We start from the raw sequence: 15,666 nt of genomic DNA, 5'->3' as shown, positions 1-15,666 counted from the left end.
GGGCCCCTGCGCCGAAAGGCCGTGCGCCCAGCCTCGCCTGCGCCGTGGACCCCGACGCCAAGGTCTCCCGCGCCAAGGCGTCCCGCGCCTGGTCTTCCCGCGCCTGGGCCCCACCGCCCCCAGCCCCATGCCGCGCCCGGGCCCCTGCGCCGAGAAGCCCTGCGCCCAGCCTCGCCTGCGCCGTGGACCCCGACGCCAAGGCTTCCTGCGCCAAGGCTTCCCGAGCCCAGGCCCCCCGCGCCTGGGCCTCACGCCGCCAGGCCCCCCACCGCACCAAGCCCGGCACTCCGTCCTGACCCCCCCCGTCCAGCCCTCACCCCGCCCAGCCCTCATCCCGCCCAGCACCCGTCCAGCCCTCACCCCGCCCAGCACCCGTCCCGCCCAGCACCCGTCCAGCCCTCACCCCGCCAAGACCCCCCTGGTCAGCAGCTCGTTCACCGGCTAGCGTCCGTTCATGGCAGCAGTTGACGAGCTCTCCTTCGATCCCTGGGATCCCGCGTTCGTGTCGGACCCGTACCCGGCGTACGCCGAGCTGCGGGAGCGGGGGCGGGTGATCTACTACGAGCCGACCGACCAGTGGCTGGTGCCCCGGCACGCGGATGTCTCGGCGCTGCTGCGGGAGCGGCGGCTGGGGCGGACGTACCAGCACCGGTTCACGCACGAGGACTTCGGGCGGACGGCGCCCCCGGCCGAGCAGGAGCCGTTCCACACGCTCAACGATCACGGGATGCTCGACCTGGAGCCGCCCGACCACACCCGGATCCGGCGGCTGGTGTCGAAGGCGTTCACCCCGCGCACGGTGGAGCAGCTGAAGCCGTATGTGCGGCGGCTGGCCGGCGAACTGGTGGACCGGCTGGTGGTGGCCGGCGGAGGCGATCTGCTGAGCGATGTCGCCGAGCCGCTGCCCGTCGCCGTGATCGCGGAGATGCTCGGCATTCCGGAGTCGGACCGGGCGCCCCTGCGGCCGTGGTCGGCGGACATCTGCGGGATGTACGAGCTCAGCCCGTCGCAGGAGACGGCGGCGCGGGCCGTGCGGGCCTCGGTCGAGTTCTCCGAGTATCTGCGGGAGCTCATCGCCGCTCGGCGCAAGGAGCCCGGCGACGATCTCATCTCCGGTCTCATCGCCGCCCACGACGAGGGCGACCGGCTCACCGAGCAGGAGATGATCTCGACCGCCGTGCTGCTGCTCAACGCGGGGCACGAGGCGACCGTGAACGCCACGGTCAACGGGTGGTGGGCGCTCTTCCGCAACCCGGAGCAGCTGACCGCGCTGCGTGCCGACCACTCGCTCGTGCCCTCCGCCGTCGAGGAACTGATGCGGTACGACACTCCGCTCCAGCTCTTCGAGCGGTGGGTGCTCGACGAGATCGAGATCGACGGGACCGTCGTGCCCCGGGGTGCCGAGATCGCCATGCTCTTCGGGGCGGCGAACCACGATCCGGCCGTCTTCGCCGACCCGGACCGGCTCGACCTGACCCGCACGGACAACCCGCACATCTCCTTCAGCGCGGGCATCCACTACTGCATCGGCGCCCCGCTGGCCCGTATCGAGCTGGCCGCCTCGATGACGGCACTGCTGGAGAAGGCCCCGGCCCTGACCCTGGCGGCGGAACCCCGGCGGAAGCCGAACTTCGTGATCCGGGGACTGGAGGGGCTCAGCGTGACCTGCTGAGGCGGCTGAGCCCGGCCCACAGGGCCAGGCCCCCGGCCGTCCCGCCCAGCAGGGCCATCGGTAGCTCCGCGTAGAGGACGCTCCAGTCGGGGCTCTGCTCGAAGCGCCAGAGGCGGGCGCGGACGCCGACGGCCCACACGGCCAGTCCCGCCCCCCAGCCGAGCGCCATGGCGAGGCAGCCGACGGCGGCCTGCGTACGTTGTCCCATGTATGCGAGGGACGCGCGCGGGCCGCCGTGGGGAACCCCGGCCGAGGACTCCTCGTCCGGGGAACCCCGGCCGAGGACCCTCGCGCACCACCCAGGTCGTCGTACACCCATGCCGGCGTGCATCCTGGTAGGCGTGGCATCCAGGTCGTCGTACGCCGATGTCTCCGTACGCCCAGGTCGTCGTACGCCGATGTCTCCGTACGCCCAGGTCGTAGTAACGCCTAGGTCGTCAGGTCCCGCCGTCGTAGGCCTGCCAGCCCTGCGGCCACCAGGGCCGACGCCGTGGCCAGGAGCAGCAGCACCGGGCCCCACTCCATGTGCCCGCCGGGCAGCTTCGGCAGATGGCCGAAGGGGGAGAGGTCCAGGACCGCCTGCGGAGCGTCCAGCGCCGGGCCGATCCAGCCGATGAGCAGGATCGCGCCCGCCACGCCCCACGCGGCCGGCGCCAGGCGGGGGGCCGTTCCGTACAGCAGGACCGCCAGACCGCCGACCACCCAGACCGCCGGAAGCTGCACCAGGCAGGCGCCCAGGATCGGGAGGGCCTCCTTGCCGTGACCCGCCGCGAAGCCGAGTCCGGCAAGGAGCATGATCAGGGCCGAGCCGCCGAAGGCGATCAGGAGATGACCGGCCGCCCAGCGCAGTCGGCCCACGGCGTTCGCCAGGACGGGTTCCGCTCGGCCCGAGGTCTCCTCGCCGTGCAGCCGGAGTACGGACGCGACGACGTACAGTGCCGCGATCAGGCCCAGCATGCCGATCATCGAGGCGAGGAACGCGTCCGTCAGACCCGACCGGCCGCCCATCCGCTCGAAGATCTGCCGGGCCTTGTCGTTGTCGCCGACCAGGTCGGCCACGCCGTCCGTCAGCCCGCCGTAGACGACCCCGGCGAGGAAGAACCCGACGCTCCAGCCCAGCACGCTGCCCCGCTGCAGCCGCCAGGCCAGGGCGGAAGCCGTACCTGGGCGGCCTGTCGCCGGTCCCGGCCGGGTGGGGAGGAAGCTCATGCCCACGTCCCGGCGCCCGGCCAGCCTGTACGCCAGCGCGCCCTGCGTCAGGACCGCCGCCGCGATCAGCAGGAGCACCCACCACCGCTCGTCCGCGAACGCCCGCAGGTTCTCCAGCCAGCCGAGCGGGGACAGCCAGGTCAGCGGTGACGAGCCCCCGTCCGTCGACGCGTCGCCCGCCGCCCGCAGGACGAAGGCCGCGCCCAGCACCGCCGCCGTGAGCCCACGGGTCAGCCTCGCGCTCTCCGTGAGCTGCGCGACGATCGCGGCCGTCGTGGCGAACAGCATGCCCACCCCTGCCAGACCGAGCCCGAACGCGAGCGCTCCCGGCGCTCCCCGGCCCGCCAGGCCGGCCGTCACGAGCAGGGCCAGTACGGCGTTGGCGACGCCGGCCGCCAGCAGTGCCGCCGTGAGGGAGGCACGGCGGCCGACCATGCCCGACGCGATCAGCTCCTGACGGCCGCTCTCCTCCTCGTCACGGGTGTGCCGGACGACGATCAGGAGGCTCGTCACGGCGGCGAGCGCCGCCGCGTACACGCCGACCCGCCAGGCCGTGAGCGCGCCGAGCGAGTCGTCGAAGACCGGGCCGATCAGGGCTCGCAGGGAGGAGTTGGTCTCCAGCTGCCGCAGCAGGTCGGCGCGGTCGGCAGGGGTGCCGTAGAGGCTCTTGAGCGTGTTCGGCATGGAGAGGACCATCAGGGTGTTCACCGCCACCCAGACGGGGATCAGCACCCGGTCGCGGCGCAGCGCGAAGCGCAGGAGCGGGGCGGTGCCCGCGAACGTGGTCATGGCCGCGTCTCCTGGTAGTGGCGCAGGAACAGTTCCTCCAACGTCGGTGGTGTCGACGTCAGCGACCGGACGCCCGAGTCGGTCAACGACCGCAGCACGGCGTCGAGTTTGTCGGTGTCGACCTGCAGCCTCACCCGGCGTCCCTGGACGTCGAGGTCGTGCACGCCCGGCAGGTGGGCCAACCCGTTGGGGGAGTGGGCGAGTTCGGCCGTCACGCTCGTCCTCGTCAGGTGGCGCAGGTCGGCCAGCGAGCCCGTCTCCACCGTGCGGCCCTTGCGGATGATGCTGACGCGGTCGCACAACTCCTCGACCTCGCTGAGGATGTGGGAGGACAGCAGGACCGTCCGGCCGCGGTCCCGTTCCTCCCGCACGCAGCGCCGGAAGACCTCCTCCATCAGGGGGTCCAGGCCCGAGGTCGGCTCGTCCAGGATGAGCAGGTCGACGTCCGAGGCGAACGCGGCCACCAGGGCGACCTTCTGGCGGTTGCCCTTGGAGTACGTACGGCCCTTGTTGGTGGGGTCGAGTTCGAAGCGGTCGATCAGGTCGGCCCGGCGGGCCGCGTCCAGACCGCCGCGCAGCCTGCCGTACAGGTCGATGACCTCGCCGCCGGAGAGGTCGCGCCACAGGGTCACGTCGCCCGGGACGTACGCGATGCGGCGGTGTGCCTCGACCGCGTCCCTCCACGGGTCGCGGCCGAGGATCCGCGCGGCGCCCGAGTCGGCGCGCAGCAGGCCGAGCAGGACGCGGAGGGTGGTGGACTTGCCGGCGCCGTTGGGGCCGAGGAAACCGTGCACCTCACCGGTCTCTACCTCCAGGTCGAGGCCGTCGAGGGCGTGGGCGCGGCCGAAGGACTTGTGCAGTCCGGACACCGTGATGGCCTTCGTCATGCTTCAGAACGTACGCTTCTTTCAGAAATTTGTGAAGTTAAGGAAGTCGGTGAACCAACGTTAGGATGAGGCCATGGAGGTCGAGCGGGAAGCAGCCGGTGGCGGCCGGGACGCCGAGGCCGTGTCGAGGTTCGTCGAGTCCTTCGCGGCCCAGCTCGTCGAGGCCGGGATGCAGCGGATGCCGGCCCGGGTCTTCGCCGCGCTCCTCTCCTCGGACGAGGGCGCCATGACCTCCGCCGAGCTGGGCGACCAGCTGCGGATCAGCCCCGCGGCCGTGTCCGGAGCGGTGCGCTACCTGGCCCAGCAGCACATGGTCTCGCGGGAGCGCGAGCCCGGTTCGCGGCGCGAGCGCTACCGGGTGCACAGCAACCAGTGGTACGAGGCCCTCACGAACCGCGAGGCCGTGCTCAAGCGGTGGGAGGGCGCGCTGCGCGAGGGGGTCGGCAGCCTCGGCGATCACACCCCGGCGGGACGCCGTATGGCCGAGACGCTCGCCTTCTTCGAGTTCGTCGACGGCGAGGTCTCGGCCATGATGGAGCGGTGGCGGGTCGAGCGCGAGAGGCTCTTCGGGGCCTGAACTCCCCGCGTCTCAGCGCTCCTTGGTCTCCTCCAGCACCGTGCGGCCCAGCAGCAGGTACCGGTCGGGCGAGCGCCTCTTCAGGTACTGCGCGTAGCCCACGCCGCCCGCCGCGATCAGCACGACCAGCCAGGGTGTCGCCTTCAGCACCAGCGAACCGGACTCCGGCCCTGCCGCGACCCCCATGTTGGACACCAGCAGCGCGACCACGGCGAGCATCGCGACCCCGCCGACGAGCGGGGCGGTGAACGTCCGGAACCAGTGCCGGCTCTCGGGGTGGTGGGAGCGGAAGTAGACCAGCACGGCGAACGAGCACACCGCCTGCACCACCAGGATCGCCATCGTGCCGAGGATCGCGAGCAGCACGTACGTACCGGTGTAGGGGTCCTTGCCCGCCGCCCAGAACGCGCCGATGAGGACGGCCGAGACGACGGTCTGGACGAGGCCCGCGATGTGCGGGGAACCGTGCCTGGCGTGGGTGCGGCCGACGGTGTTCTTGAGCGAGGGCAGGACGCCCTCGCGGCCCAGGGCGTACATGTAGCGGGCGGCGCAGTTGTGGAAGGCCATGCCGCAGGCCAGTGAACCGGTGATCATCAGCCACTGCATGACGTCGACGGCCCAGTGCCCGACGTACCGCTCGGTGGGACCGAAGAACAGGCCGAGCGGGTTGTCGGTGGCGACCTTCACGGCCGACGACTCTCCGGTACCCGTGATGGCCATCCAGGAGACGAACACGTAGAAGACGCCGACGCCCAGCACGGAGATCATCGTGGCCTTGGGGATGATCTTCTTGGGGTTGCGGGACTCCTCGCCGTACATCGCCGTCGACTCGAAGCCGACCCAGGACCAGAAGGCGAAGAAGAGCCCGAGGCCCGCGCTGGTCCCCTTGAAGGCGTTGACCGGGTTGACCGGGTCGATGCTGAAGCCGTCCGGGCCGCCGCCGTGGAAGGCGACCGAGATCGCCATCGCCGCGAGGATCGTGACCTCGGTGGCGAGCAGGACGACGAGCAGTTTCTCGGCGACCGAGACGCCGAACCAGGTGCCCGTCGCGTTGACGGCGAGCATCAGCACCGCGAACGCCCACCAGGGGATGTCGAGGCCCGTCTGGTCCTTGAGTGTCGTGGTGGCGAAGGTGGAGAAGATGCCGATCAGAGCCGGCTCGAACACGACGTAGGCGAAGGTCGCGAGCAGTCCCGAGGCGAGTCCGACCGTACGGCCGAGGCCGTAGGAGATGAAGCCGTAGAAGGCGCCCGTCGAGGTGATGTGCTTCGCCATCGACGTGAAGCCGACGGAAAAGATTCCCAGGACGACCATTGCGACGAGGTAGCTCGCCGGGGCTCCGGTGCCGTTGCCGGCCGACACCATGAAGGGCACGTTGCCGGTCATCGCGGTGATCGGCGCGGCCGTCGCGACGGCCATGAAGACCACCCCGAGCAGGCCGATGGCGTTGGGCTTGAGCCGGTGAACGGTGCCTTCTCCGTCTGTTTTCGCCGCTGCGTCCGCCGCTGAGGCGACGCCCTCGTCCACTGCCATCGGGGTGGCCCCTCTCCTGGTCGTCCGCTGGTGTGCTGGACCGGAACTCTGTAGCCCGAATGAGTCGGTCAAGGGTGTCGGTACGTTAAATGCTTGTCAACCAGACCTTTAGAAATCTGGCGGCAACACGCGGCTCGTACGGTCGCCGCCATGAGCGCCTACACCTCCACCCTCGGCGGCGAGCGGTACCGCTTCGACTCGCTCGCCCGGCTGCTCGCCGCAGCGAGCCCCGAACGTTCCGGCGACCGCCTGGCCGGCCTCGCGGCGCAGGACGCCCGGCAGCGGGTCGCGGCCCGCTGGGCGCTGGCGGAGGTGCCGCTGACCGACTTCCTGACCCGGCCCCTCATCCCCTACGAGGACGACGACGTCACCCGGCTCATCCTCGACACCCACGACCCGGCCGCCTTCGCGCCGGTGGCGTCGATGACGGTCGGGGAGCTGCGGGAGTGGCTGCTGTCGGAGGCGGCGGACGCGGTGACGCTGGCCGCGCTGGCCCCTGGGCTCACCCCGGAGATGGCGGCCGCCGTCTCCAAGCTCATGGGGAACGCGGATCTGGTGGCGGTGGCCCGGAAGGTACGGGTGGTGACCGCGTTCCGCTCGACGATCGGGCTGCCGGGCCGACTGGCCACCCGGCTCCAGCCCAACCATCCGACCGACGACCCGGCGGGCGTCGCGGCGGCTCTCCTCGACGGCCTGCTGCTGGGCTCCGGCGACGCGGTGATCGGCGTCAACCCGGCCACCGACAGCCCGAAGGCCGTACGGGACCTGCTGGAACTGCTGGACGGGGTGATCGGCCGGTACGCGATCCCCACCCAGTCCTGCGTGCTGTGCCATGTCACCACCAGCGTGGACCTGATGGAGCAGGGCGCCCCCGTCGACCTCGTCTTCCAGTCCGTCGCGGGGACCCAGGCCGCGAACGCCTCCTTCGGGGTCACCCTCGGCCTGCTCGGCGAGGCGCACGAGGCGGCGCTGGCGCTGGACCGGGGGACGGTCGGCCGCAACGTCATGTACTTCGAGACCGGGCAGGGCAGCGCCCTCTCCGCCGGCGCGCACCACGGGGTCGACCAGCAGACGGTCGAGGCGCGGGCGTACGCGGTCGCCCGCCGCTACGACCCGCTGCTGGTGAACACGGTCGTCGGCTTCATCGGCCCGGAGTACCTCTACGACGGCCGGCAGATCCTGCGCGCCGCCCTGGAGGACCACTTCTGCGGCAAGCTGCTCGGTCTGCCCATGGGCCTGGACATCTGCTACACCAACCACGCCGACGCCGATGACGACGACATCGCCACGATGCTGACGATGCTCGGCGTCGCCGGGGCCTCCTTCGTCATCTGCACCCCGGGCGGCGACGACATCATGCTCAACTACCAGTCGGCCTCGTACCACGACGCGTTGTACCTGCGGGAGGTGCTGGGGCTGCGCCCGGCGCCGGAGTTCGAGGCATGGCTGGATTCGATCGGGCTGCTGGACCCACGCGGCGGCATCCGGGAGCTGTCCGGAACGGCCCACCCGCTGACGGAGATCGCCACCACCGGGACCGCCACCACCGGGACCGCCATCAGCAGGACCACCGGACGCGCCACCGGACGGGAGCTCGCGGCATGACCCTCAACCAGATCACCGACGGCCAGGGCGAGCTGTGGGCGTCCCTGCGTCTGCGCACCCAGGCCCGTATCGGCCTGGGCCGGGCCGGTTCCGCCCTGCCCACCCGGCACCGCCTGGAGCTCCAGGCGGCGCACGCCGCCGCCCGGGACGCGGTGCACTCGCCGTTCGACCCGGACGCGGTGGCGACGCGGCTGACCGGCACGCCGGTGATCCGGGTCCGCAGCGCCGCCCCCGACCGTCTCACCTACCTCCAGCGCCCCGACCTGGGCCGCCGGCTGAACCCCGTCGACCGGGCCCATCTGCCCACGGGCGGGTGGGACGTCGTCTTCGTGGTCGCCGACGGGCTCTCCAGCCGGGCGGTGCACGAGCACGCGGCGGCGATGATCCGGGCGACGACCGCGCGGCTGCCGTCCGGCACCCGGGTGGCGCCCGTCGTCCTCGCCGAACAGGCCCGGGTGGCCCTCGGCGACGACGTCGCGCACGCCATGGGCGCCACGGCCGTGGTCCTCCTCGTCGGCGAACGCCCCGGCATGTCGGCGGCGGACTCCCTGGGCGCGTACCTGACCCACCGGCCCGTGCCGGGAGTCACCACGGACGCCGACCGCAACTGCCTGTCCAACATCCGCCCCCCGCTGGGCCTCGCCTACGAGACGGCGGCGACGAAGCTGGTCGCGCTGCTGGCCGGGGCGCGGGAGCTGGGGCGGTCGGGAGTGGCCCTGAAGGACGAATCGGGCGACGGGTCTGTAGTCGAGCAGCCACTCTGAGTGGCGGCTGGTCTCGTGGCGGAGGGAGGGCGCATCATGCTGCACCATGCCGTTCGGCGAGAGGCTCGCGATTCCCGCCCCGTTCGACCGCATTCTCGACACCACCTCCTTCGGGGCCCCGAAGGAGGACGGGCAGGCCTGACTCACCGCCCCGGCAGCATCAGTCCCAGCGCCCCCTCCCGCACCGTCCACGTGCGTCGCCGTACCGGCCCCGCGACCATCGCGTCCGCCCGGTAGCGGAAGTCCGCGCCCGAGACGGTCACCGTCCGCCCCTGTGCCTCCAGGGGCACCGCCACCGCGCCCAGGGACAGCGGCCGGACCTCCACGACCGCCGTGCCGGAGGGACCCGGGGTCACCGACACCGCCTCCACCGGCTGGTCGAGGTCGACCAGCATCACGCCGTCCACCTCGATCCGCAGCCGGGCAGGGCCGGGCGGGACGAGGTCGGGGGAGAGCCGGGACGGCCGCGACGGCACCAGCGTCCGGAAGAGGGACTGGTACGTCCGCAGCCAGGGGTGGCCACCGCCCTGTGAGAGCCCGGCCTCCGCCACGCTCGGCTCCGACTGCGAAGCGAGCGGCACCGGCGGGATCCGCAGCGCGCCCAGCACCACCCCGTCGCTGTCGTCCACCAGCACGTCCAGACGCCGCTCCACGCCGTCCAGGACGGCCCGGGCCGCCGCCACGGCCCCCGTGGGCACCCCCAAGGCGTGCGAGACGCCCAGGGCCGCACCCACCGGCACCACCGACAGCACGGTTTCGGCCAGGGCCCGCTGCCGGTGCAGCAGACCCACCGCCCGCATCAGCGCGCGGTCGTCGCCGATGATCACCGGCCGCCGCGAGCCCCGCCTGGCGAGGGCCCGGGCGAACTCCTCCGGGTCCTCGGGGAGACACACCTTCGTACTCGCCGCACCCGCGCTGAGCACGTCTTTCGCGATTCGTACGGACTCCCCGTCCGTGCGCAGGGCGACCGGATCGATGATCACCAGCAGCTGATCGGACGTCGCGAAAGTCGCCACCTCGGTCCTGCCTCGCTTCCTCGGGTAGCATCTTTGTGCAAGAGCCCCTTGCGCTATTGCGCCAGGGGCTTGGTCTATTCCGGGGCATCCGGGTCCGGCAAGCGGCGACCGACGGTGGTCGTCGTGCACGCGGTGCACGCGGTGGAAAGAGCCACCGCGTACGCCCCTGGCCTTGGACATGCCCCACCCGGAAGGGGTGTACGCGCGTGCCCGCACTTGTGCTGCTCGGTGCTCAGTGGGGTGACGAAGGCAAGGGAAAGGCCACCGACCTTCTCGGTGGCTCGGTGGATTACGTAGTGCGCTACCAGGGCGGCAACAACGCCGGCCACACGGTCGTCGTGGGCGACCAGAAGTACGCACTCCACCTGCTCCCTTCGGGAATTCTGTCACCCGGCTGTACGCCGGTCATCGGTAACGGTGTCGTTGTCGACCCGTCGGTCCTGCTCTCCGAGCTGAGCGGTCTGAACGAGCGCGGCGTCGACACGTCGAAGCTGCTGATCAGCGGCAACGCGCACATCATCACCCCCTACAACGTCACTGTCGACAAGGTGACGGAACGCTTCCTCGGAAAGCGCAAGATCGGCACGACCGGCCGGGGCATCGGCCCGACATACGCCGACAAGATCAACCGGGTCGGCATCCGGGTCCAGGACCTGTACGACGAGTCGATCCTCACCCAGAAGGTCGAGGCGGCGCTCGACGGCAAGAACCAGCTGCTGACCAAGCTGTACAACCGCCGCGCGATCGCCGTCGACCAGGTCGTCGAGGAACTGCTGGGCTACGCGGAGAAGCTCGCTCCGTACGTCACCGACACGGTCCTGCTCCTCAACCAGGCCCTCGAGGCGAACAAGGTCGTCCTCTTCGAGGGCGGTCAGGGCACGCTCCTCGACATCGACCACGGCACGTACCCCTTCGTCACCTCGTCGAACCCGACCGCGGGCGGCGCCTGCACGGGTGCGGGCGTGGGCCCGACGAAGATCAGCCGGGTCATCGGCATCCTGAAGGCCTACACGACCCGCGTCGGCTCGGGCCCCTTCCCGACCGAACTCTTCGACGAGGACGGCGAGGCGCTGCGCCGCATCGGCGGCGAGCGGGGCGTGACGACGGGCCGTGACCGCCGCTGCGGCTGGTTCGACGCGGTCATCGCCCGCTACGCGACCCGCGTGAACGGCCTGACGGACTTCTTCCTGACCAAGCTCGACGTCCTGACCGGCTGGGAGCAGATCCCGGTCTGCGTGGCGTACGAGATCGACGGCAAGCGCGTCGAGGAACTCCCGTACTCGCAGAGCGACTTCCACCACGCGAAGCCGATCTACGAGACGCTCCCCGGCTGGTCCGAGGACATCACCAAGGCGAAGTCCTTCTCCGACCTGCCGAAGAACGCCCAGGCGTACGTCAAGGCGCTGGAGGACATGTCCGGCGCCCCGATCTCCGCGATCGGCGTGGGTCCGGGCCGGGACGAGACGATCGAGATCAACTCGTTCCTGTAGGACAGCCGCAGGCGACCTGACGACGTCGTCCGGCGGCACGTCGGCTTGGGCCGGTCTTGGACATCCTTGACCGGCCCATGGCCTGTTCGCGGTTACGCCCGTAACTGGCGGAAGCAAGCATCTACGCGGGTAGTTGCCCCTCCTTCCTCACCAGTTCCAGGAGCCCCGAATGCCCGTCAACCCCATGAACCGCCGTGAGTTCGTGCAGAAGTCGGCCGTGACCGGAGCGGCCGTGGCCGTCGCGGGGGCGGCCGGTTCCGGTACCGCCGAGGCCGCCGCCGGACACCCCGGTCACGCACCCGAGAAGACGCCCCGCACCTGGTCGTTCTCCATCCTGGGCACCACCGACCTGCACAGTCACGTCTTCGACTGGGACTACTACACCGACGCCGCCTACAAGGACGGCAAGGGCAACTCGGTCGGCGTCGCCCGGGTCGCCACGCTCGTCAAGCAGCAGCGGGCGGCGAAGGGCGAACACCGGGTGCTGCTGGTCGACGCCGGCGACATCATCCAGGGCACCTCGCTCGCCTACTACTTCGCGCGCGTCGACCCGATCACCGGGACCCAGGGCGGGAAGGGGCCCAAGCACCCCATGGCCGTCGCCATGAACCACATGCGCTACGACGCCGCCGCCCTCGGCAACCACGAGTTCAACTACGGCATCGAGGTGCTGCGGAAGTTCGAGCAGCAGTGTCACTTCCCGCTGCTCGGCGCGAACGCGCTGGACGCGAAGACCCTCAGGCCCGCCTTTCCCCCGTACACCGTGAAGAAGGTCCGCGTCCCCGGCGCCCCCGACATCAAGGTCGGCATCCTGGGCCTCACCAACCCCGGCATCGCCTTGTGGGACAAGGACAACGTCAGCGGCCGGATGGTGTTCCCGGGGCTGGTGGAGCAGGCGAAGAAGTACGTGCCGAGGCTGCGCGCGCTGGGCTGTGACGTCGTCTTCCTCACCGACCACTCCGGACTCGACGGGTCCACGTCCTACGGCGACGCGCTCCCGTACGTCGAGAACGCCTCCAACCTCGTCGCCGAGCAGGTCCCCGGCATCGACGCGATCCTCGTCGGCCACACCCACGTCGAGGTGCCGTCGTACACCGTGGAGAACGCGGAGACCGGCGAGGACGTCCTGCTCTCCGAGCCGTACTGCTGGGGCTATCGCCTGACCGTCTTCGACTTCGAGCTCGAACTCCACCACGGGCGCTGGAAGGTCACCGGCAAGAAGGCCCAGACCCTCAACCCCAACACCGTCGACGAGGACCCGGAGATCACCGAGCTCCTCAAGGCCGACCACGACCTCGTCGTGAAGTACGTCAACACGGCCGTGGGCACCTGTACGCAGGACCTCTCGGCGGCGGAGTCCTGCTGGAAGGACGTCCCCATCATGGACTTCATCCACGAGGTCCAGATGAGGACGGTGGCCGCGGGACTGTCGGCCGCCGACGCCGCGCTGCCCCTCATCTCCGTCGCCGCGCCCTTCAGCCGCACGGCCGACATCCCGGCCGGCGACGTCACCATCCGCGACATCGCCGGGCTCTACATCTACGACAACACCCTCTACGGCAAGAAGCTCACCGGCGCCCAGCTCAGGGACTACCTGGAGTACGCGGCGAAGTACTACCACCAGGTGCCGGCGGGCACGGCGGCCGACACCGCGACCCTCACCAACGCCAACAGCTTCTGGGACTACATGTACGACACGGCGGCGGGCGTCTCGTACGACATCGACATCGCGCAGGCGGAGGGGTCGCGGATCAAGAACCTCAGCCACGGCGGGGCCCCGGTCGCCGACGATCAGGTCTTCGTCGTCGCCGTCAACAACTACCGTGCCAACGGCGGCAGCGGCTACCCGCACATCGCCGCGGCCGACATCGCCTACAGCTCCACCAACGAGATCCGCCAGCTGATGATCGACTACGTCACGTCCAAGGGGGCTTTGGACCCGGCCGACTTCGCGGTCACCAACTGGAAGCTGACGCAGTCCGGGACGTCGGTCTTCTGACGGGTGGCGGTTCACTCCCCGGAGTTAAACGTGCCTCTAGAGTCACGGCATTGAACGCCCCCGCGGTGCGCCAACACCCGGGGGCTCGACACCCCGAGGAACACACTCGGGATGCGCATTCATCGTACGACGCCCACGCGCGCGTTCTCCGTCTTCTCCAACGCCCTTCTCCGCGACCGGGGTCTCTCCTGGTGCGCGGTGGGCGTACTGACGTACCTCCTCAGCCTTCCGAACGGCGCCCGCGCGACGATCCGGACCCTTGCCGAGCAGCGCGGCTGACACCACCGTCAAGGTCGACCCCGCTGTCCGTGACCGCCTCATGGTGCTCGCCCGCGAGCGCGGCATGACCATGCGTGACCTGATCGCCGAACTGGCCGGAGCCACGCCGACGCGGGAGGAGCTGCGCAAGCGGTACGAGGAGACCAAGGCGTACTGCGAGACGCACTTCGGGGTGACGCTCACGGACGAGGATCACGACAGGGCGGAGAAGCTCTGGCGGGACCTGGAGGCCGGCCGGCCGGTGGACAGCCTGTGAGCGGCGCGAGGGCAGGTTCGACCGGCGTCGTCTTCGACGAGTCGGCGCTGCTGGCGCTGGGCTCGGGGAACTCGCTCGCCTCGCAGTTCGTGGCGAACACCGAGCACCGGCCGACCCGCCACGTGTACGTACCGGCACTCTGTCTGGCCGCTGCCGACGGGATGCGCAAGGGGCTCGCGGAGCACGTCGGCGCCCTGCCAGCCGTCGAGATCGTCGAGCTGGACTTCGCGGGCGCGTCCACCGTGGGCGCGTTGCTGCGCGACGGCGTGGAGTGGCGGCTCGGGCATGCCGTTCACCTGTCCCGGCCTACGGTCGACTGGCCGTACGGACGGCATGTCCTGACCGCCGATCCTGATCTTTACGCGGAGATGCCCCTCGTGCGCACGATCAGGCTCCCGCACCGGCGGTGAGTCAGGAAGGCGTCCGCCCGGAACCTCGGGCGGACGCCTTCCCCCTCGGCCTCGCGGATGCAACCAGGGAGAAATGCCGTATACCGGCATATCCTGGAAGGGACATCCGTGTGTGTCGACCAGAAGAAGGTGACTGCGATGCGCATGATGCTGAAGGCGTCCATGGACACCGAGAAGGCGAACGAAGCCATCCGTGCCGGGACGCTCGGGAAGTTGATCGAGGAGTCCATGGAGCAGATGAAGCCCGAAGCGGCCTACTTCACCTCCGACCATGGCAAGCGCACCGCCTACCTGGTCTTCGACATGCAGGACAGCTCGCAGATGCCCGTGCTCAGCGAGCCGTTCTTCCTCAACCTCGGAGCCGAGATCACCTACACCCCGGTGATGAACAGGGAGGACGTGCAGAAGGGCCTCTCGCAGCTCGGCCGGTGACCGCCCGCCGAGCTGAGCACCGGCACAGCCCGGTGCCAGAGAGGACCAGCTCGGCGATCGGCTCAGCTGAACACGATCATCGACCCCTGCGCCAGGCTCCGCGTCGCCGCCGCGTGCAGCCCCAGCCAGACGTGCCGCTCGCGCGCGAAGGGGCTGGGATCGTACGGCGCCGGAACGGCGGGCTCCTCCAACTCCGTGGGACCGGCGGGCGGTTGCGGAGCCGACGGCGGATTGGCCGGATCGATGCCGATGGACGGGGCCACGAACTCCAGTTCCCGCAGCAGGGACTGTGCGGAACCCAACGGGCCGCCGCCCGCGAGGAGTTCGTCGTTGGAGAGCGGCTGCGGGAAGTCGACGGGGACGTACGCGCCCGCGTGGTCGTAGTGCCAGACCAGGTGCGACTGCTTGGCCGTCGCCTCGAACATCTCCAGGAGCTGCTCGTAGTCGCCGCCCAGTTCGTCCACCGGTGTCACCGGCAGCCCGCACACCTGGAGGAGGTAGGCGCGGCGCAGGAAGTGCAGGGCGTCGTAGTCGAAGCCGGCCACCGGGGCGACCTCGCCGGACAGCCCCGGCATGTACTGGTACACCGGCACCGGCGGGAGTCCCGCCTCGGCCAGCACCTTGTTGTACTGGGCGAGTTCGTCGGCGAAGGGATTGTCGGGGGTGTGGCACAACACGTCGACGAGCGGCACCAGCCACAGGTCACAGGCCAAAGAGAGCTCCTCACTCAGTACGTTGACCGGTCAGG

Annotated in this window: 16 protein-coding genes; 10 read left to right on the top strand and 6 right to left on the bottom strand. The window is 70.6% G+C overall.

Annotated elements, in window-relative coordinates; translation table 11 throughout:
- The first annotated feature begins 454 nt into the window (after positions 1-454).
- On the top strand, positions 455-1,672 hold the full coding sequence (locus ACIPFH_RS21370) for a cytochrome P450 (RefSeq protein ID WP_401828440.1): 1,218 nt from the start codon (positions 455-457) through the stop codon (positions 1,670-1,672).
- Here the strand turns inward: ACIPFH_RS21370 and ACIPFH_RS21365 are convergent.
- The 3 genes from ACIPFH_RS21365 to ACIPFH_RS21355 form a co-directional block, all read right to left on the bottom strand.
- Entirely contained in the window at positions 1,656-1,880 is a 225-nt protein-coding gene (locus tag ACIPFH_RS21365; RefSeq protein ID WP_401828439.1) for a hypothetical protein, read from the bottom strand. The two genes, ACIPFH_RS21370 and ACIPFH_RS21365, sit on opposite strands and share 17 nt — an antisense overlap.
- A gap of 221 nt (positions 1,881-2,101) precedes the next feature.
- The gene (locus ACIPFH_RS21360) at positions 2,102-3,670 is read right to left on the bottom strand and encodes an ABC transporter permease (RefSeq protein ID WP_401828438.1); all 1,569 of its coding nucleotides are present in this window, start codon (positions 3,668-3,670) and stop codon (positions 2,102-2,104) included.
- The gene (locus tag ACIPFH_RS21355; RefSeq protein ID WP_401828436.1) at positions 3,667-4,557 is read right to left on the bottom strand and encodes an ATP-binding cassette domain-containing protein; all 891 of its coding nucleotides are present in this window, start codon (positions 4,555-4,557) and stop codon (positions 3,667-3,669) included. Before ACIPFH_RS21355 ends, ACIPFH_RS21360 begins: the two co-directional genes overlap by 4 nt.
- 73 nt (positions 4,558-4,630) lie before the next feature.
- On the opposite strand from ACIPFH_RS21355, the gene ACIPFH_RS21350 reads away from it, so the two are divergent.
- A complete protein-coding gene (locus ACIPFH_RS21350; protein WP_401828434.1) occupies positions 4,631-5,134 on the top strand; it encodes a GbsR/MarR family transcriptional regulator in 504 nt (167 codons plus the stop codon).
- 12 nt (positions 5,135-5,146) lie between these two features.
- Here ACIPFH_RS21350 and ACIPFH_RS21345 read toward each other — a convergent pair whose 3' ends face one another.
- The gene (locus tag ACIPFH_RS21345; RefSeq protein WP_401828432.1) at positions 5,147-6,667 is read right to left on the bottom strand and encodes an APC family permease; all 1,521 of its coding nucleotides are present in this window, start codon (positions 6,665-6,667) and stop codon (positions 5,147-5,149) included.
- A gap of 150 nt (positions 6,668-6,817) precedes the next feature.
- Between ACIPFH_RS21345 and ACIPFH_RS21340 the strand changes: the two genes are divergently transcribed.
- Together ACIPFH_RS21340 and eutC are read left to right on the top strand one after the other, a co-directional pair.
- Complete coding sequence (locus ACIPFH_RS21340; protein ID WP_401828430.1) at positions 6,818-8,272, top strand: ethanolamine ammonia-lyase subunit EutB; 1,455 nt, start codon at positions 6,818-6,820, stop codon at positions 8,270-8,272.
- Positions 8,269-9,036, top strand: a complete 768-nt coding sequence (eutC, locus tag ACIPFH_RS21335) for an ethanolamine ammonia-lyase subunit EutC (protein WP_401828428.1) — start codon at positions 8,269-8,271, stop codon at positions 9,034-9,036. Before ACIPFH_RS21340 ends, eutC begins: the two co-directional genes overlap by 4 nt.
- Before the next feature lie 143 nt (positions 9,037-9,179).
- Here eutC and ACIPFH_RS21330 read toward each other — a convergent pair whose 3' ends face one another.
- Entirely contained in the window at positions 9,180-10,052 is an 873-nt protein-coding gene (locus tag ACIPFH_RS21330; RefSeq protein WP_401828426.1) for a diacylglycerol kinase, read from the bottom strand.
- A gap of 206 nt (positions 10,053-10,258) precedes the next feature.
- On the opposite strand from ACIPFH_RS21330, the gene ACIPFH_RS21325 reads away from it, so the two are divergent.
- The 6 genes from ACIPFH_RS21325 to ACIPFH_RS21300 all read left to right on the top strand — a co-directional run bounded on the left by ACIPFH_RS21325 (position 10,259) and on the right by ACIPFH_RS21300 (position 14,918).
- Complete coding sequence (locus tag ACIPFH_RS21325) at positions 10,259-11,542, top strand: adenylosuccinate synthase (RefSeq protein ID WP_401828424.1); 1,284 nt, start codon at positions 10,259-10,261, stop codon at positions 11,540-11,542.
- A gap of 169 nt (positions 11,543-11,711) precedes the next feature.
- Positions 11,712-13,541, top strand: a complete 1,830-nt coding sequence (locus ACIPFH_RS21320; RefSeq protein ID WP_401828422.1) for a bifunctional metallophosphatase/5'-nucleotidase — start codon at positions 11,712-11,714, stop codon at positions 13,539-13,541.
- A 111-nt stretch (positions 13,542-13,652) separates the two neighbouring features.
- Positions 13,653-13,820 carry a hypothetical protein gene (locus ACIPFH_RS21315; protein ID WP_401828420.1) on the top strand — a complete coding sequence of 56 codons (168 nt, stop codon included), beginning with the start codon at positions 13,653-13,655 and terminating at the stop codon, positions 13,818-13,820.
- A complete protein-coding gene (locus ACIPFH_RS21310; RefSeq protein ID WP_401828418.1) occupies positions 13,801-14,076 on the top strand; it encodes a hypothetical protein in 276 nt (91 codons plus the stop codon). The genes ACIPFH_RS21315 and ACIPFH_RS21310 overlap by 20 nt, the downstream gene beginning before the upstream one ends.
- Positions 14,073-14,486, top strand: a complete 414-nt coding sequence (locus ACIPFH_RS21305) for a hypothetical protein (protein WP_401828416.1) — start codon at positions 14,073-14,075, stop codon at positions 14,484-14,486. Before ACIPFH_RS21310 ends, ACIPFH_RS21305 begins: the two co-directional genes overlap by 4 nt.
- Positions 14,487-14,624: 138 nt before the next feature.
- Positions 14,625-14,918, top strand: a complete 294-nt coding sequence (locus tag ACIPFH_RS21300; protein WP_356248640.1) for a hypothetical protein — start codon at positions 14,625-14,627, stop codon at positions 14,916-14,918.
- Positions 14,919-14,980: 62 nt separating this feature from the next.
- Here the strand turns inward: ACIPFH_RS21300 and ACIPFH_RS21295 are convergent, their stop codons facing one another.
- Positions 14,981-15,631 (bottom strand): hypothetical protein, encoded by a 651-nt coding sequence (locus ACIPFH_RS21295; RefSeq protein WP_359120119.1) that lies wholly within the window; start codon positions 15,629-15,631, stop codon positions 14,981-14,983.
- Between the last annotated feature and the right edge of the window lie 35 nt (positions 15,632-15,666).

The sequence above is a fragment of the Streptomyces sp. NPDC088157 genome (assembly GCF_044741545.1).
Classification (GTDB): Bacteria; Actinomycetota; Actinomycetes; order Streptomycetales; family Streptomycetaceae; genus Streptomyces.
The sequence above is the reverse complement of the archived record's forward strand: the minus strand, read 5'-3'. Positions and strand labels throughout refer to the sequence as shown.